Source organism: Rhizobium leguminosarum (assembly GCF_002953715.1).
Classification (GTDB): Bacteria; Pseudomonadota; Alphaproteobacteria; order Rhizobiales; family Rhizobiaceae; genus Rhizobium; species Rhizobium leguminosarum_V.
Genome location: NZ_CP025012.1, coordinates 823,388 through 838,106 on the forward strand (window position 1 = coordinate 823,388; position 14,719 = coordinate 838,106).

A 14,719-nucleotide genomic window follows, 5' to 3' on the forward strand; every position below is an offset into this window, starting at 1 on the left:
CCCTCTTAGGCTGGGAAAGGGTTTCGCCATGCATCCAGTTTTTCAAGCCGTCCGTACCACGCTTGGATATGCCGAAACTCGGCGAGTGGAATCCCGGCGGCGGTTGCAAAAGGAAGTGCAGCGGCCAGTGCGAAGTCTGCCACGGTCAGTGTCTCCCCGACGGCGACGCTGTTGTTGGCCAAATGATCGTCGAGCACGCGAGCATGGAGCCGAAAACTCGTCTTCGCATCGTCGATCACGGCGACGTCAGGCTGTCCGCCGAACAACGGCTTGATCAAGGTTTCAAACCACAGCGTTGCCCCGTGCCGGGTGAAATGACTGGCATCCCAACTCAACCAGCGCAGCACGTCGATCTGCCGGTGGTCATGCGGCCAGAAATCCGATGCGACACTGTCAGACAGCCTGCACATGATGGCGTTCGCTTCCCATAAAGTTCCCGCATCATCCTGCAGCACCGGGACTTTCCCGTTCGGGTTAAGCGCCAGGAATTCTGCGGTGCGCTGTTCTCCGCTTGCCAGGTCAACCCTGACGAACTCGACATCGGCTTTGAGAAAACGAGCGGCGGCGCAGGCCTTCCGGGGATTGAGCGTCTCGCAATAATAGAGCTTCATCGCCGCCTTAGGCATGATCCGGCCCTTCGGATTCAGTCCCGAGAAAGACGCTCAACCGCTCGAGACTTTGCGACCAGCCGGCTTCATGACCCTCAAGTGACGATGCGCTATCAAATCCACTCTGCCGAAACGTCATTTCCGTGCCTCCGTCGCTGTCCCTGAACGTGATGGTGACGACCGTTTCCGGGCTGTTTTCGCCGCTTGCGAGCTCCCAGGCATGTGTGAAGACAAGCCTGTGCGGTGGCTCGACCTCCAGATATTTTCCGCCGACCCAATGCTCTTCTCCATTTGGCGCGATCAGACAGGCGCGGTGTCTGCCGCCGGGCCAGGCTTCAAGTCGGTCGCCCACCGCCTTGAAACCGTGAGGGCCGCACCATTGCGCCAACGCTTTCGGGTCGGTCCATGCCCTGAAAACGAGATCGCATGGGGCATCAAACCGTCGGACAAGAACCACGTCGCGGGTGTTGTCGGTATCGGTCTCTGGATTAGTCATTGTCGTATCCTTGTACCTTGGACAGATAGTCATCGAGACGATCAAAGCTTTGATCCCAGAAGCGTCTGTAATCGGCGACCCAATCAGCAACCGTCTTCAACGCAGCCGGCTCGAGCACGCGGGGACGCGAATTCGCTTCACGGCCGGAGCGGATCAATCCGGCCTGTTCCAGGACCTTGAGATGCTTCGATATGGCAGGCTGAGACAACTCGAAGGGATCGGCGAGTTCGGCCACCGTCGCCTTGCCGTTCGCAAGCCGCCCAAGAATTGCTCGCCTCGTGGGATCGGCGAGTGCGGAGAAAATCGCATCGAGCTTGTCGTCCATACATCACCATCTAGCTATATAACCATATGGATATATGCTACGCAGCGTAATGTCAAAAGCAATTTTGCATGGGCGAACTCACGGGGCAAAAATCGGTGTTGATGACACCCGATTATGTTGGGATACGTCGCTGTTCCCACTGCAGACGCCACCCCGCGCTCCGTCATCCTCGGGCTTGACCCGAGGATCCACTCTGGCCTCCTCGATCAGCAGCGGGCATGGATCCCAGGCTCAGGGCCTGGGATGACGGAGGGTAGGGGCGGGTTGCACACGCCTGTCGGTGAAAGCGGCCGATCGTGCTCAAGATGAGATCGCGGCAACAGCAATCAAGGTGACAAAGACGCTGAGCGGCGCAAGGTGCGCATGGTCGCGGTGGCGGAGAACAGTGAAAACCGCAGCCGCGATGATGACTGCCGCAAGCGCCACGCCGACAATGCGGCTGACGGGGAGCGCAATCAGGACGGCGCTCGATATCTCCAGTCCACCCGTCACGATCCCCCACCAGCGCGGATAGCCCCACCGGGCGAAATCGCTTCGCGTCCCCGACGTGCCGATGGCGTTGACGAGGCCTGCGCTTGAGAAGGCGACAACCAGGAACCAGATTGAAAGAACGTGAACCATTTCAGTCAGCCCCGATCATCATGGGGATGGCGACCAGGACCATGACCACCGCCGTCAGGCCGTGAATGGCGAAGGCGCTTTTGGTGGAGCCTTTCGCTGCGAGGATGAGCAGCATGTCGCCCGCAGGGATCATCGCTTCGATCAAAAGCACGATGCCGACCTCGCGTTCTGCACCCCACATCATGAACGCCAGCACGAGCAATCCCGCGACGATATCGCGAACCCCCTTGAGGCGGAGCCACCAAGCGACGTTTGGGCCATCTTCGGGAAGCGGCAGGCCAAAGCTGCGCATCATGGTCGTTGGGCTGGCAATATAGCCGGTGCCGATTGCGATAATAGCGAGGGCGAGCAGCAAGCCGGCCCCGTTGGCAAACCAAAGCATGAGACAATCCTTCTATCGTGGATACAAAAACTAGCACTGCTAGGTAAAATGCGTTAGCATTGCTAGTTAGTCAAGCATTGGTATAATCTTTGATGTGCTGGGCCTGCAGGGGAATGGAGATTGAGCAATGGGGATCGCAGAGCGAAAAAGTCGGGAAAGGGCAGGGCGCGAAGAGCGCATTGTCGCGGCAGCCCGTGCCGTCGCGGAGAGCGAAGGATGGGATGCCGTGACGATCCGACGCCTGGCCAAGGAGATCGAATACAGCCAGCCAATCCTCTATTCGCATTTCGCGAGCAGGGACGCCATCGTTGCCGCGGTTGCAGTCGAGGGCTTCAAGGAGCTCGCAACCGTTCTTCGGGAAGCGGCAGGCGGGGCGAAGGGGCAACGGGAGTCCCTCATGGACGTTGCCATGGCCTATTTTGCCTTCGCACTCAGCCGCCCGGCACTCTACGAGGCCATGTTTATCCTGCCTACCCAACTGCAGTTCGCCGAGGCGGACACGAGATCGGAACTTCGAGCCGGTTTCGACGCCATTGCAGCAGCCGTGTCGCCGTTCTCGCGCCATGTGGAGATCGTGACCGAGACCTTCTGGGCAGCCCTGCATGGGCTTGCCGAGCTCGAACGTTCAGGCCGCATTCGGCCCGGCATGCGTGACAAACGCATCGCGCTTGTTGTTCAGGCGATCGTGGATGCGGGAAGCAACGCGGCTATGCGGGGCTGATGACATTCCGTTGGTTGGCATCGGCTACCGGGTGGACCGCGCATCTTCAACGGAGAGCTGTCGCCGATCATATCCGCATGCGTCGCTGTCCTTGCTCCGGACGCCACCCGACGCTCCGTCCTCCTCGGGCTTGACCCGAGGATCCACGCTCGCCGCCATCAGCTGCGGGCATGGATTCCAGGCTCAAGGCCTGGAATGACGGAGGGTGGGGCGGCGTTTCGCCAGGTCCCGCTGCAGCGGGTATTGGCTGCAGACCGCGCATCTTTAACGTACCGCTGTTGATCATGTCCGGATGCGTCGCTATCCTTGCTCCAAGGCTCACTCCACGCTCCGTCTTCCTCGGGCTTGACCCGAGAATCCACACTTGCCTCCATCAACAGCCGGCATGGATCCCAGGCTCACGCCCGCTTCCGCCGCATCTGCGTGACGCTCCGCCAGACGGCCGAGACCAGGAAATAGAAGGCGCCGAGGCCGGCATAGCCGGCGATGTTGGCAATGGAGGGTGGTTCCGGCATTTGCGCCTGGGCGATGAAGAACGCGCCGGCCACCGCGGATTGGCCGCCGCTGAGGATCATCGCCCACTGGCCGCCATTGGTCTTCCAGCGCCGGACAGCGGTTCCAAGCTGCAGCAGGCCGGAAAAGATCGCCCAGAGGCCAAAGACGCCGAGAACCCAGTTCATGCTCATCGTCAGCGCGACGATCACCGCAGCTGTCGTCACCGCGCTGACGGCGACGTTGATCGCCTGGCTGCGGTTGTTTGCCAGGCCGCCGTTCCGCGCTGCGTCGACCAGATTGGCGGCGGCATCCCAGGCCGGGTAGAGGATCAGCAAGGCGGCCGCGACGGCAAGCGACTGCTGGCCGACCGTCAAGGCGGTTGCGACCCAGATTGCGGAAAAGGCTGCGCGGGTGAAGTAATAGCGCGTCAGCCACTGTTCCCTGTCGTCAGACGCGGCGGTATTTGGATAATCGGTCATCATGATCTCTTTCCTGAATGTGATGGTGTTGGTCTGATAGGGGCGGCTCACCGTCATCTGCGGCGTCGTCCGTCATCGAGATTGCTTTCATGGGCTGCCGATCAGGCGGCATTCCCTGGTAAATCGCCGGTCGAACCGGGGGCGGCCCGGCCGACCGGCGACGACGTGGTCACATGGGCGGGACCACGCCATTTTTCCCGACAAGCACCTGATGGGCGAGGGGCCCCGAGGCAGCCTTTTCGGCGGGGATGAAGACGACGGCGCCGGGAACGAGATCGTCATTGATGGCCGGAGCGATGGTGACGACGGGCGTGCCGTCCGGAATGGCGATCTTCTTTTCCTTGCCGTGATAGGAGACGGTGACGGTGCGGCCATCGACGCCCTTGACGGCGTCGGCCACGGTCGCATTGGTCATGCTGCTGTTGGGCTTGAGGTCCCAACCATAGCTGCCTTCACCCGCACCTTTCATCGCCGGCGGGAAGATCAGCACCTCAAGCGCGCCGTCGCCGCCGCCTGCACTCGGCAGCGATGCGATGCCGACGAAGTCGCCCGGCTTGATGTCGGTGACCGCAGCATTTGCAACGCTCGCCAGTTCCCAGCCGTCGGCAAGCGTCACATCGACGGTCTCTCCCTCGCGGGTCCTCACCTTGAGAGCGGAGCCGCTGTAGCTGACGATGCTGCCCCTGATATGGATCTGCTCGGGTTTCTGGTCTTCGGCATGGACAGGCGCCGCTGGAAGGGCCGCCGACGCGATAGCGGTGAGCCCCAGCACGAGGGCGGAGAGAATGGTCTTGATCATGTCGTTCTTCCTACTAGTTGGTAGTTTAATTGAACGTCGTTGTCACTCCGGGCTTGTGTCGCCGGGAGCTTTATCGCGCGGCGGTCGGAGACAGCCGCTCCAGGGTGGGGGCCAGAATGGTGGCGAAGACCTCCGGGGTGCCGTAGGCACGGGCTGAAAGCATGGCGCCGTGGACGGAGGCCATGAAGGCTTCGGCCTCGACGCGCGGTTCGCTCGACAGTTTCAAACTCCCGTCCTGAGCGCCTCTCTCCATCACCGAAGTCAGCCATGTCGACGCAAAGCGGAAGAAAGCCTTGACCTCGGCTGCGACCTCTGGCGGCAGCGCCGGCAGTTCGCTCGCCAGCAGGGCGCACACGCAAAAAGGCCGGCTGGCGTCCTCGATGCACTGGGCCCAATGGCCCGCATAGGTTTTAAGGAGCGCCAGCGGATCCTGCACCTGCTGCTCCAGGCCGGCGATACCCGCCTCTGCATCTTCGCGATATCGCACGACAAGCGTGCGCACCAGATCGGTCTTGCTCGGAAAGTGGTGATGGATGCTGGCCTTGCGGATGCCGACGACGGCAGCGATATCGGCATAGCTGAAGCCGTTATAGCCTCCGGTCATGATCAGCGCGCGGGCGGAGGCCAGGATTTCGTCGGAGGTCGTCAAAAGATTGCTCATGGCTTTTTCTACCTTCCAGTAGGAAGGCTGTCAAGCGCAAAGCAGATTTTCTGCCGTCAGCGGTGGTGGAGACGGTGACAGACTCACCTTGACTCTGGTGAAAGCGATGGCGGCGTCGGTTGTAGCGACCGGCCTTGACTCGCCTCGAACACCCAGAACATAATCAGAACATCTAATATGCGGAATGGAGTTCTGGATGTGCGGTCGCGTCTATATCAAGACATCGCTTGAGGAACTGGTGCGCAATTTCGCCTTCGCAGAGCGAGGCGCGATCGATGCGCTGGGGAACCGATTTCCACGCTATAACGGCGCGCCGACGCTGGATTATCCGATCATCATTCGCGACATGGTCCGCGAGCCTGACGTCATGGGGCCGGTGTTCGCCTCGGCGCGCTGGGGTCTGATGCCGGCATGGATGAAGCCGGGTGGCCGGCCGCCGCCGATCAATGCGCGCTGCGAGGGCATTGCCACCAACGGCCTATTCCGCTCGGCCTACAGGTCGCGCCGCTGCCTGGTGCCGATCAACGGCTTCTTCGAGTGGAAGGATATCTTCGGCACGGGCAAGAACAAGCAGCCCTATGCGATCGCCATGGCTGACGGCGCGCCCTTTGCGCTCGCCGGCATCTGGGAGATTTGGCGCAGCCCGGAAGGCGTAGACATCAGAAACTTCGCAATCGTGACCTGTGAGCCGAATGCGATGATGGCGCAGATCCATGACCGGATGCCGGTCATCCTGCATCGTGAGGATTATGAACGCTGGCTATCGCCGGAACCCGATCCGGCCGACCTGATGAAGCCGTTCCCGGCGGAGCTGATGACCATGTGGCCGATCGGCCGCAATGTGGGTTCGCCGAAGAACGACACGGCTGACATTATCGATCCGATCGACCCCGATCCGGAACCGACGCTGATCTGAATTCACTGGCTCGGGCGGGAGCCATCCATCAACCATGCGGTCAAAGAGATACCTCGCGAGAGGACGGGACGACGCATGCCAGAACAAATCACTTGGAAATCGTGGGAACATGTCAGCGGCCGGGAAATCAAATACAAATGGCGGCACGCCTGGAAGGAGAAACCCGGCGACGATTACGTCGCTTTTGACGGCGATATCCAGATCGGAAGGATATTCCGGTCCCAGGCAGGCGGAGGGATCGATAATCTATGGTTCTGGATCGTGGCGACAGACGGCAGCCATCGATTGGATTGGCCGTCGGCCGGATACGAAGACAGTGCCTATATCGCCTCGAGGCGGCTGGAAATGATCTATGAGAGCATCAGGAGCGGGAAACCAAGGACGGCGCACCCATGAGCAACGAAGGCCATTCGAGTGCGCCGGGCGCCAATGTGATCGTTGAGCATTATTGCGAGCACCGGCTTGCCGACGGCACACGCTGCAAAGAATGGGGAGGCTGGGGAAACAGCCCATCCCCGGCCGTGCCAACGCGCTGGTGGTGCTTCGAGCATTTCCCGCACAAGACATTTGAACAGGGACAGGCGCTGAGGCTGACGCCGAGAACGGCGTTCTCACCTTGATGCGCGGCGGTGAGCAGGCAGGCGGGATGCCGGCTTCGCCCATCGCGACATGAGGGTCTCACGCGCCCGACGGTGCAACGGCCCGCAACGCGGTCCTGACGATCGCATCGCCGAACTCCGGCGAGACCGGGCGATGGCCGACCAGCAGCCGGAAGAACACCGGTCCGTAGATCATGTCGAGCAGCGCCTCCATATCAGGCGGCGGAACGATCTCTCCCCGAGCCAGAGCCTCCTCCAGGATGACACGACCCGCGTTGCGGCTTGACAGGATCACCTGATTGCGGAAGGCCTTGGTGAATTCGCTTTCCGGGTCGGCGGCCGCAAGTGCCATCGTGATCTGCCGTCCGCGCGTGCTCGCAAAGGCAGTCACCAGTCCGCTCATCTGCGCGCCGAGAGCCGCCTGCGCCGTGCCCCCTCCAACCTCCGCTTCCGGTAGCCGGTTGACCAGGAGAGCGGCCATCGCCAGTTCCTGCGCGTTGGCCCAGGAGCGATAGATCGTCGGCTTGCCGACACCAGAGCGCGCCGCCACGGCTTCGATCGTCATGCGGCCAAAACCTTCGGCCATCAGGATTTCATGGGCGGCCTCCAAGGCACGCCTCTGCGCGGCAGCGCTTGGCGGCCGCCCTCGTTTCTTCGGTGTCGCATTACTCTCTTGACTCATATATTTACGATACGTAACGTTAATGAAGAACCCAGTCAAGGAGGATCATCCATGCCGAGTTTTGCCCGAAAAGTGAGCGCCTACTTCATCGTCAAGGATGCGGCACGGGCCATCGACTTCTACAAGCAGGCTTTCGGCGCCACGGAAGTCTTCCGCATGACCGATCCTTCGGACGGGCGGATCGGCCATGCCGAGCTGCGTTTCGGAGAGACGCTGATGATGCTGGCAGACGAATATCCGGACTTCGGCGCCCTGTCTCCCGATACCGTCGGAGGCTCGCCGGTGACCTTCCACATGGACACGGTGTCGACCGACGAAGCACTGGCGCAGGCGCTGTCGGCCGGGGCGACGATGTTGCGCCCGGCGACCGACCAGAGTTTTGGCGAGCGGGTGGCGCAGGTGCTTGATCCCTTCGGTCATCGCTGGATGTTGTCGCAAACCATCGAGCAGGTCACGCCTGAGGAGATGCAACGCCGCTGGAACGAGGACATGTCGGCGTGAGTGCCGCAGCGACGAGATCAGGCTCGGGACGCATCGATCAGAGCCAGAAAATGACGGTTGTGGTGATACAGATCGCCGACTCGAATCTGATTTGCAGCCCCTTGGAAATCCCTCCGATTCAAGACAAGATCAACCCGGCCTAGTGTCTGGGGAATCCTGATGGAAAACCACGAGCCGTTTTTACGCGAGGCGATTGCGCTCTCGAAATCCGCGGTGGAAAACGGCGACGAACCGTTTGGCTCTGTGCTGGTGAAGGACGGCGAAGTCATCCTGCGCGCCGAAAACAGCGTCTTCACCGGCCACGATATGACCAACCACGCCGAGATGAACCTGGTTAAACTGGCGGCGCAGCACTACGACACTGCTTTTCTCGCCGGCTGCACGCTCTACACCAGCACGGAACCCTGCGCGATGTGCGCCGGGGCGATTTACTGGTCGGGCATCGGGCGCATGGTATTTGCATGCTCCGAAACGCGGCTTGGCGAGATCGCCGGGATCGGGTTGAACGTGCCGAGCCGGGCGGTGTTGCAAACCGGCGCCCGCAACGTCACTGTGGTTGGCCCGACGAACCTCGAAGACGAAGCCGCCGAAGTCCATCAGCAATTCTGGCCGAAGCATCTGGGCAAGGCTTAGAGCGCCGTGCGTCCTTTGGGACGCACAAAGGACGCTCTAACACCTTCAATCCTCGCATCGGCTCACATCAATAGGTCCCGGGCCTAGAACAGGATGATTTTAGGCCCGTTTGGCCTGAAATCTGAATCCTGTTCTACATTAAAGAGTTAGAGCATGATGTCGTCCGAAAACCGCTCACACTTTTCGGCATCATGCTCTAGCTGGTTATCCGAGGTGCGCTGACGATCTTCCGGAACAAGGCCTCCATGGCCTCTTCAATGCCGTCGGTGGGACTGACCGCGAAATAGAAGCCTGGGGTTGCACATTCTTCCATTTTCGCGGCGATTTTGGTCTCGAAAGGCTTTACCCAGTCATTGTAGAAGTCGTTGTCGGGCAGGGGCAGATAGGTCGTATAAAGGACGGCGACTTTGATGCCGCGATCTTTGAGCTTCTGGCAATTGCTCGTGTCGATCGGTTCGATGCATCGTCCGCCGTTTACTCCTTTCGGGCTGGTGCAGCCGGCCGGCTTATAGCTATCCCCAACACCGTCGGCGACAAAAAATACGATCTTCTGGCGATCGGCATTGCTGGTGCCCATGCCGGCGTTGCCCTTGATTTCGGTATCGATCCCTTTCAGCGCTTCGTCAAAGCTCGTCTGCTGGTCGTTGAAGTAGTTCTGAGATGGAATGCTCATAAGATTTATCATGTCGGTCGCGACTGCCACGGCGCCAAGATCATAGTCCAGGTCGGAGACCTTGAAGAGCTTCGCGGCCTTGGCGTCCTGGGCAGTCTTGCCGAACGTATAGGCAGCGACCCGGAATTGGCTTGCCATGGACTGCGTGTCCTTTGCCTTGGCCATCAAGGCTTTGACGGCAGCGGCGACCACGTCGATACGGATCGTCACGCCATTATTGCGTGCGACATTGTAGTAGCTATTCTTATCCTCGACGCCCTTTTCAGAAACGATGTGGCATGCGAATGCGCAGTTTTTATCTTTGCCTTTATCGTGGCCGTTTGCTGTCGCTTTTTTCATGGCGGTGATGTCATCAGGGGTGGCCCCAACGCCCATCGATGGCGTGTTATCCAGCAGCATGAAGAAATCCATGTAGGACGGGGTCTCATACCGGGCGGTTGCCGTCCCGGAAACGGTGATTTGATGAAATCCCATCACCTGCATGAAGGTCGTGGGCATCGTCGCGTTAAAGGATACGGTCGAGCTGAGAATACCGGCCTTTTTTTGAACGCTGATGTCGACGGTGACGGGCACGTCGCCCTGTTTTTTGGACGTCTGCGAAAAGAAGATCTTCTGGGCTTCGGATTTTCCAAGCGTCAGCGATCCATCGCCGGACATCGTGTTTGCTTGCGTTGCCGCATCTGACTTAGGTGTAATGGATCCCACCGCTGCCGCGTCCGCAGCAACATAGAGTTCGGTGCGAAGCGACAGGGCGCTGCCAAAATCAATGGCTGTACCTGCAGCCCCGAGCAGGGGGACGACGAGCAGCGCCGTCATGATTCCGAAGTTGCCGGATCGGTCAAGAATGAAACGACGCAACATACAAAGGCTGCCTTCCCGGTATCCGTGCTGGTGATTGTGTCACAATCAAATTGCTACAATGGCGTTCAATAACAGCGGAACTTAAACCAAAGGCAAAAACGTATGGTTGTATTTTCACTAAATCGCTGAAGAACTCGCGGTCGCAATCATCCGCGCCATCGAAGCCCACAGTAGCCATCTGCATATTCGCCATTGATAGACGAGCGCTCTTGGCGCGCGGGATTTCCACGCTACCTCTGCACGCGGCAATGGAGGAAGACGATGAAAGTCCGTAAGTTCACGGTGACCGACGTGGCGTTGGAGCGTTCCCCCGGGCAGCAGGCAGACATCTTCGTCGGCAATCTGGTTGACGAGCGGCAGGGAGGGCCGGTCACCATCGGCTATGGACGCTACGCGCCCGGCCAGAGCCTCACCGAGACGATTGATGTCGACGACGTCATGATCGTTCTGGAAGGCCGGCTATCGGTCTCGACAGATTTGGGGACAGTCATCGCCGGGCCCGGCGAGATCGTCTACATGCCCAAGGGCGAAGCGGTGACCATCCGCTCGCACGAGGAGGGCGCGCTCACCGCCTATGTCACCTATCCCCATTGGCGCCCGGCGCACGACTAGAGCGCCGTGCGTCCTTTCGGACGCACTAAGGACGCTCTAACACTTTCAATCCTCGCATCGTACTTTCCGAAAATCGATTCCGATTTTCGGGCCGATGCTAGGCCGCGGTCTGCGGCTCAGCGCTTGTATTCGGGCTCGCTGCGATCAAGCGCGCGCTTCACGGACTCCAGATGGAGCCGGGCCGACTCCGGGTCTCCCTCGCGCATTTGCCGATACGCCGCTTCGGCGATCTCAGGCGCGACGGCAAGGACTTCGCGTCCGGTCGACAGGGCGAGCGTCTGCACTTCGCAGGCGCGCTCGAGGTAATAGAGGTCGTCCCAGGCCTCGGCGATATTGGGTGCGCAGACCATCACGCCGTGGTGCTTCATGAAGACGATGTCGGCATCGCCGATTGCGGCAGCGATCCGATCGCCCTCGCGCGCGTCGAGCGCCAGGCCGTTATAGTTGCGGTCGACGGCCGTGCGTCCATAGAATTTCAAGGCGGTCTGCCCGGCAAAGATGAGGGGATCGCCCTCCGTCATCGAAAGGGCGGTGGCATAAGGCATATGGGTGTGGAACGCCGCCTTGGCGCGCGGGACGTTCTTGTGAATCCTGGCGTGGATGTAAAAAGCGGTGGCCTCGGGCTGCCCGCTGCCCGACACGACGTTGCCGTGAAAATCGCAGATCAACAGCATCGAGGCCGTCAGTTCGGCGAAAGCGTAGCCGTACGGGTTGACGATGAACAGGTCGTCATAGCCGGGAACGACGGCCGAGAAGTGGTTGCAGATCCCTTCCTCCATGCCGAGCCTTGCCGCCATCCGGAAGCAGGCGGCAAGATCGACGCGGGCCTGCCAGATGTCGTCCGTATCAAGTTTCGGCTGGTTGGGGCCGCCGGCGGGCGAGGGGGCTGTATTGAGGGAGTGCGCCATGGGTTCGTTTCAGATTGGTGTCGAAGGAGAGGGTGGCTGCGTTCTGGATTACGCCCGGATCAGCCTCGCATCAAGCCGGCTGGAGACAAACATGGTTCGGTTCATTTGCATATTTTGGGTGAATACGCTGCTCGGCGGCTGTGCCTTTCCGTAACTGCGAGCCATGAGTTATCGGGGCGGGTATGGATCCCAGGCTCAAGGCCATTGCTGTCCGGTTCGCGCCAATGGCTGCCCCTCACCCTAACCCTCTCCCCGTAAACGGGTAGAGGGGACATGCCAAACGCAGCGTGGAGGTTGAGGGAGCCGGTGCGGCATATCCCCTTCTCCCCGCATGCGGGGGTCCGGCGGACGGGTCGAGACACGTGGCTCGACCCAGGCAGAGGTGCCGGCAGGCGGATGAGGGGCCGGTGTCGGCAATCTCCTGAGCCGGGATCGCCTGGCATTGAACCTCCTGCTCGGTCTCAAACGCCGTGAAACGTCAGAAGCCGAGTAGAATCAACGCCATGCACCTCGTCCGCATCTATTAACCGGATGGCCGTGGCTCAGGGTCTGGGATAACGGAGGTTGGGGACGTGTTTTTGCATTTTTATGCACCGTTCTCTGGCGATTGCACTGGAAGGTAGTCCATAGGAATGAGGTGGCTATGCAGACCAGGGCCATCGGGTTGCCCCGGATCATAGAAGACGCCGTTATCGGCGTCATAGAGGATGAAGTGGTCTCCTTCGACATGGACTATCGCTACGCCGAAAACATCGCTCCAGCTCTCTGCCTTGCGTAATCCGCCAGTTTGCCAGCCCAGCGCGGTCAGGACGCCGCGCAGTTCTTTCCACGTTGTGTAGTGATTGGTCTGAACGCCCCAATCGATCATGCCGGCAATCTGGTCGTAGGGTTTGCCCGTCAGCATCTGCAAGACGAAAACGCCGCAGCCATCATCCCTTGGACATTGCGTAACAAATTTGAAGCGGACCTTATCGGCTGCGGGTTGTATCAATGTTCAGTTCCTGCGGTTAGGTTTCAGACGCCGCGCCGTACTCCTCGAGAAGAACGCTACGCGCCCAGAGCCTCACAGTCGAAAAATCGTTAGCTTAGCAGCCAGTCGTATTCCCGATCGACAGCAGATGAGCCATTGCATCGGTAATCGCGTGGTTGTCATAGGGTTTCGAGAAGAACCGGCTTCCCGTGGGGAGATTGCTCTCTTCGAGGATTGCTTCGCCGGATGCAACAATCAACCTGACAGGCGGCCACCGATCCCTGATGTAATGGGATAGCTTGATGCCGTCCATCGTGCCAGGCATCTGAACATCGGTGAAGACCAGATCGATGTCGTTTCGCGACTCAAGGATGCGAATTGCCTCATCCGCATCGCACGCCTCAAGCGCTTCGTAGCCCGCAGATACCACCAGATCGACGGCACCCATCCGAATGATCGTGCTGTCTTCGACGACCAGGACGATCGCCTTGCCATTTTTCATCACTCACTCGGTCAAATTGGAGTGTGAACCTCGCGGGCTCCGATAGTGTAGCGCTTGAGAAGCCAATCGGTTCCTATGCGGCCGTAGAAATGTCGGTTCGCAAACCGGCGCTTTCCCAGTGGCGGATTGTGACGGCGGTGCCGGGACCCGCATCGCTCAACTGAATTTCGCCATTCAGGCTCTTTGCGAGCGCCTCCACAATGCCGGTCCCCAGTCCCGCCTTTAGTGCATCGCTACCCGCAGGCATGCCGATGCCGTTGTCAGTAACGGAGAGAGTCCAGTCCTTGCCGGATGAGTGATAGTCGATGACGATTGCGCCCGGTCGTTCATCGGGAAAGGCGTGCTTGAGGGCGTTGATCACAAGCTCGGTCACGACAAGCCCCAAGCGAACGGAAACGTCCGCTGCCACGGCGCTATCGTCGACCGCCACCTGAATCGAAAGCCTGTCTGGGTCAGCGATCATCGACGCGCCGAGGCTTTGGCAAAGCTGAGTGAAATAGTGACGGAGTTCAACCTTGTCGCCGTGGGACATAGAGAGTTGGCGTTGGAGGGCCGCAATCGACATGACCCGGTGATGGGCGTTGTGGAGATGCCCGCGCGCTTCCTCCGACTGGACCCGCCGGGCGCTCTGCATGAGAACGCTGGCAATGATCTGGAGGCTGTTGGCGACCCTGTGCTGGACCTCCTGCAGCAGGATGGCATTATCGCGAACGAGATCATCTTTCAGCCGAGCCTCGGCGCGCACATCGGTCACGTCGGTGATGGCCAGAAGCAGGCGAATATGGTCGATGTCGCCGTCATCGAGTGTCCGTGCATTGACGACCAAATGCCGTGTTTTCTCGTTTGGCCGTTGAAAGTCGATTTCGTAGGCCTCGATGGTCGCACTTCCCAAGGCGGTGGCCTTCAGCAGTGACGCAAGCTTGGGCATCGCCCATTCACCGTTTCCAATTTCGTTGAGGCTTTGGCCGCAAATCGTCTTGGGGTCGATGTCGAAGGCCCGGCAGAAGGATGCGCTCGCTGCGATGACCTTCTGGTCGTCGGACAGGAAAAGCAGCGGTTCATTGGACGATACCACCACGGCAAGAGTGCTCGCCGCTTCGAAATGCACTGTGGGAATCTTTTGCATGGAGAGGCCCTCATGGGCCGGAGACTCGCGGAGCAAGTCATCACTCGGCAACAATGCCAACCGGCCGGAGGCTCAACTGGACAAAGAGACTATAACACGCGTGACGCGTAATACTTTCATACTAAATATCGCGGGCTGCCATACCGTGC

At 59.9% G+C, this 14,719-nt stretch carries 21 protein-coding genes; 7 read left to right on the top strand and 14 right to left on the bottom strand.

What is annotated here, in order from left to right:
• Window positions 1-5: 5 nt before the first annotated feature.
• From CUJ84_RS04165 to CUJ84_RS04185, 5 genes are all read right to left on the bottom strand, one after another.
• Window positions 6-626 (bottom strand): glutathione S-transferase family protein, encoded by a 621-nt coding sequence (locus CUJ84_RS04165; RefSeq protein ID WP_199788768.1) that lies wholly within the window; start codon window positions 624-626, stop codon window positions 6-8.
• Window positions 619-1,104: an SRPBCC family protein gene (locus tag CUJ84_RS04170; RefSeq protein WP_105005298.1), complete on the bottom strand. Its 486-nt coding sequence runs from the start codon at window positions 1,102-1,104 to the stop codon at window positions 619-621. Before CUJ84_RS04170 ends, CUJ84_RS04165 begins: the two co-directional genes overlap by 8 nt.
• Window positions 1,097-1,429, bottom strand: a complete 333-nt coding sequence (locus tag CUJ84_RS04175) for an ArsR/SmtB family transcription factor (protein WP_003557417.1) — start codon at window positions 1,427-1,429, stop codon at window positions 1,097-1,099. Before CUJ84_RS04175 ends, CUJ84_RS04170 begins: the two co-directional genes overlap by 8 nt.
• A gap of 300 nt (window positions 1,430-1,729) precedes the next feature.
• Window positions 1,730-2,050 (bottom strand): DoxX family protein, encoded by a 321-nt coding sequence (locus CUJ84_RS04180; RefSeq protein WP_105005299.1) that lies wholly within the window; start codon window positions 2,048-2,050, stop codon window positions 1,730-1,732.
• A gap of 1 nt (window position 2,051) precedes the next feature.
• Window positions 2,052-2,432 (bottom strand): DUF4267 domain-containing protein, encoded by a 381-nt coding sequence (locus CUJ84_RS04185; protein WP_105005300.1) that lies wholly within the window; start codon window positions 2,430-2,432, stop codon window positions 2,052-2,054.
• Between the two features lie 127 nt (window positions 2,433-2,559).
• On the opposite strand from CUJ84_RS04185, the gene CUJ84_RS04190 reads away from it, so the two are divergent.
• Window positions 2,560-3,153, top strand: a complete 594-nt coding sequence (locus tag CUJ84_RS04190) for a TetR/AcrR family transcriptional regulator (protein ID WP_105005301.1) — start codon at window positions 2,560-2,562, stop codon at window positions 3,151-3,153.
• Between the two features lie 398 nt (window positions 3,154-3,551).
• On the opposite strand, the gene CUJ84_RS04195 is transcribed toward CUJ84_RS04190, so the two are convergent.
• The 3 genes from CUJ84_RS04195 to CUJ84_RS04205 all read right to left on the bottom strand — a co-directional run bounded on the left by CUJ84_RS04195 (window position 3,552) and on the right by CUJ84_RS04205 (window position 5,587).
• Window positions 3,552-4,127, bottom strand: a complete 576-nt coding sequence (locus CUJ84_RS04195; RefSeq protein WP_199788815.1) for a DUF308 domain-containing protein — start codon at window positions 4,125-4,127, stop codon at window positions 3,552-3,554.
• 169 nt (window positions 4,128-4,296) lie between these two features.
• Window positions 4,297-4,926 carry a hypothetical protein gene (locus CUJ84_RS04200; protein WP_105005303.1) on the bottom strand — a complete coding sequence of 210 codons (630 nt, stop codon included), beginning with the start codon at window positions 4,924-4,926 and terminating at the stop codon, window positions 4,297-4,299.
• A gap of 70 nt (window positions 4,927-4,996) precedes the next feature.
• Window positions 4,997-5,587: a TetR/AcrR family transcriptional regulator gene (locus tag CUJ84_RS04205; RefSeq protein ID WP_105005304.1), complete on the bottom strand. Its 591-nt coding sequence runs from the start codon at window positions 5,585-5,587 to the stop codon at window positions 4,997-4,999.
• Between the two features lie 196 nt (window positions 5,588-5,783).
• Here CUJ84_RS04205 and CUJ84_RS04210 point away from each other — a divergent pair, with 196 nt between their 5' ends.
• From CUJ84_RS04210 to CUJ84_RS04220, 3 genes are all read left to right on the top strand, one after another.
• Window positions 5,784-6,503 (top strand): SOS response-associated peptidase, encoded by a 720-nt coding sequence (locus CUJ84_RS04210; RefSeq protein ID WP_105005305.1) that lies wholly within the window; start codon window positions 5,784-5,786, stop codon window positions 6,501-6,503.
• A 75-nt stretch (window positions 6,504-6,578) separates the two neighbouring features.
• Entirely contained in the window at window positions 6,579-6,899 is a 321-nt protein-coding gene (locus CUJ84_RS04215) for a hypothetical protein (RefSeq protein ID WP_105005306.1), read from the top strand.
• Window positions 6,896-7,123, top strand: a complete 228-nt coding sequence (locus CUJ84_RS04220; protein WP_105005307.1) for a hypothetical protein — start codon at window positions 6,896-6,898, stop codon at window positions 7,121-7,123. The genes CUJ84_RS04215 and CUJ84_RS04220 overlap by 4 nt, the downstream gene beginning before the upstream one ends.
• A gap of 58 nt (window positions 7,124-7,181) precedes the next feature.
• On the opposite strand, the gene CUJ84_RS04225 is transcribed toward CUJ84_RS04220, so the two are convergent.
• Window positions 7,182-7,784 (bottom strand): TetR/AcrR family transcriptional regulator, encoded by a 603-nt coding sequence (locus CUJ84_RS04225; RefSeq protein ID WP_105005308.1) that lies wholly within the window; start codon window positions 7,782-7,784, stop codon window positions 7,182-7,184.
• A 51-nt stretch (window positions 7,785-7,835) separates the two neighbouring features.
• On the opposite strand from CUJ84_RS04225, the gene CUJ84_RS04230 reads away from it, so the two are divergent.
• Together CUJ84_RS04230 and CUJ84_RS04235 are read left to right on the top strand one after the other, a co-directional pair.
• Window positions 7,836-8,285, top strand: a complete 450-nt coding sequence (locus CUJ84_RS04230; RefSeq protein WP_003557454.1) for a VOC family protein — start codon at window positions 7,836-7,838, stop codon at window positions 8,283-8,285.
• 159 nt (window positions 8,286-8,444) lie between these two features.
• Complete coding sequence (locus CUJ84_RS04235; protein ID WP_105005309.1) at window positions 8,445-8,918, top strand: nucleoside deaminase; 474 nt, start codon at window positions 8,445-8,447, stop codon at window positions 8,916-8,918.
• A 196-nt stretch (window positions 8,919-9,114) separates the two neighbouring features.
• Here CUJ84_RS04235 and CUJ84_RS04240 read toward each other — a convergent pair whose 3' ends face one another.
• The gene (locus CUJ84_RS04240) at window positions 9,115-10,452 is read right to left on the bottom strand and encodes a TadE/TadG family type IV pilus assembly protein (protein WP_105005310.1); all 1,338 of its coding nucleotides are present in this window, start codon (window positions 10,450-10,452) and stop codon (window positions 9,115-9,117) included.
• 261 nt (window positions 10,453-10,713) lie between these two features.
• Here CUJ84_RS04240 and CUJ84_RS04245 point away from each other — a divergent pair, with 261 nt between their 5' ends.
• Entirely contained in the window at window positions 10,714-11,064 is a 351-nt protein-coding gene (locus tag CUJ84_RS04245) for an AraC family ligand binding domain-containing protein (RefSeq protein ID WP_105005311.1), read from the top strand.
• Between the two features lie 116 nt (window positions 11,065-11,180).
• Here the strand turns inward: CUJ84_RS04245 and CUJ84_RS04250 are convergent, their stop codons facing one another.
• From CUJ84_RS04250 to CUJ84_RS04265, 4 genes are all read right to left on the bottom strand, one after another.
• Window positions 11,181-11,972: an aldolase gene (locus tag CUJ84_RS04250; RefSeq protein ID WP_105005312.1), complete on the bottom strand. Its 792-nt coding sequence runs from the start codon at window positions 11,970-11,972 to the stop codon at window positions 11,181-11,183.
• Window positions 11,973-12,558: 586 nt separating this feature from the next.
• Window positions 12,559-12,963: a hypothetical protein gene (locus tag CUJ84_RS04255; protein ID WP_245457525.1), complete on the bottom strand. Its 405-nt coding sequence runs from the start codon at window positions 12,961-12,963 to the stop codon at window positions 12,559-12,561.
• Between the two features lie 94 nt (window positions 12,964-13,057).
• Window positions 13,058-13,444 carry a response regulator gene (locus CUJ84_RS04260; protein WP_105005313.1) on the bottom strand — a complete coding sequence of 129 codons (387 nt, stop codon included), beginning with the start codon at window positions 13,442-13,444 and terminating at the stop codon, window positions 13,058-13,060.
• Between the two features lie 73 nt (window positions 13,445-13,517).
• On the bottom strand, window positions 13,518-14,570 hold the full coding sequence (locus CUJ84_RS04265; protein ID WP_105005314.1) for a sensor histidine kinase: 1,053 nt from the start codon (window positions 14,568-14,570) through the stop codon (window positions 13,518-13,520).
• Window positions 14,571-14,719: the final 149 nt, after the last annotated feature.

Coding starts and splice junctions, on each gene's coding strand:
- CUJ84_RS04250 (WP_105005312.1), bottom strand. CDS start 11,972: ATGGCGCACTCCCTCAATACAGCCCCCTCGCCCGCCGGCGGCCCCAAC.
- CUJ84_RS04210 (WP_105005305.1), top strand. CDS start 5,784: ATGTGCGGTCGCGTCTATATCAAGACATCGCTTGAGGAACTGGTGCGC.
- CUJ84_RS04260 (WP_105005313.1), bottom strand. CDS start 13,444: ATGAAAAATGGCAAGGCGATCGTCCTGGTCGTCGAAGACAGCACGATC.
- CUJ84_RS04245 (WP_105005311.1), top strand. CDS start 10,714: ATGAAAGTCCGTAAGTTCACGGTGACCGACGTGGCGTTGGAGCGTTCC.
- CUJ84_RS04265 (WP_105005314.1), bottom strand. CDS start 14,570: ATGCAAAAGATTCCCACAGTGCATTTCGAAGCGGCGAGCACTCTTGCC.
- CUJ84_RS04165 (WP_199788768.1), bottom strand. CDS start 626: ATGCCTAAGGCGGCGATGAAGCTCTATTATTGCGAGACGCTCAATCCC.
- CUJ84_RS04225 (WP_105005308.1), bottom strand. CDS start 7,784: ATGAGTCAAGAGAGTAATGCGACACCGAAGAAACGAGGGCGGCCGCCA.
- CUJ84_RS04205 (WP_105005304.1), bottom strand. CDS start 5,587: ATGAGCAATCTTTTGACGACCTCCGACGAAATCCTGGCCTCCGCCCGC.
- CUJ84_RS04185 (WP_105005300.1), bottom strand. CDS start 2,432: ATGCTTTGGTTTGCCAACGGGGCCGGCTTGCTGCTCGCCCTCGCTATT.
- CUJ84_RS04195 (WP_199788815.1), bottom strand. CDS start 4,127: ATGACCGATTATCCAAATACCGCCGCGTCTGACGACAGGGAACAGTGG.
- CUJ84_RS04220 (WP_105005307.1), top strand. CDS start 6,896: ATGAGCAACGAAGGCCATTCGAGTGCGCCGGGCGCCAATGTGATCGTT.
- CUJ84_RS04240 (WP_105005310.1), bottom strand. CDS start 10,452: ATGTTGCGTCGTTTCATTCTTGACCGATCCGGCAACTTCGGAATCATG.
- CUJ84_RS04215 (WP_105005306.1), top strand. CDS start 6,579: ATGCCAGAACAAATCACTTGGAAATCGTGGGAACATGTCAGCGGCCGG.
- CUJ84_RS04175 (WP_003557417.1), bottom strand. CDS start 1,429: ATGGACGACAAGCTCGATGCGATTTTCTCCGCACTCGCCGATCCCACG.
- CUJ84_RS04190 (WP_105005301.1), top strand. CDS start 2,560: ATGGGGATCGCAGAGCGAAAAAGTCGGGAAAGGGCAGGGCGCGAAGAG.
- CUJ84_RS04200 (WP_105005303.1), bottom strand. CDS start 4,926: ATGATCAAGACCATTCTCTCCGCCCTCGTGCTGGGGCTCACCGCTATC.
- CUJ84_RS04170 (WP_105005298.1), bottom strand. CDS start 1,104: ATGACTAATCCAGAGACCGATACCGACAACACCCGCGACGTGGTTCTT.
- CUJ84_RS04230 (WP_003557454.1), top strand. CDS start 7,836: ATGCCGAGTTTTGCCCGAAAAGTGAGCGCCTACTTCATCGTCAAGGAT.
- CUJ84_RS04235 (WP_105005309.1), top strand. CDS start 8,445: ATGGAAAACCACGAGCCGTTTTTACGCGAGGCGATTGCGCTCTCGAAA.
- CUJ84_RS04180 (WP_105005299.1), bottom strand. CDS start 2,050: ATGGTTCACGTTCTTTCAATCTGGTTCCTGGTTGTCGCCTTCTCAAGC.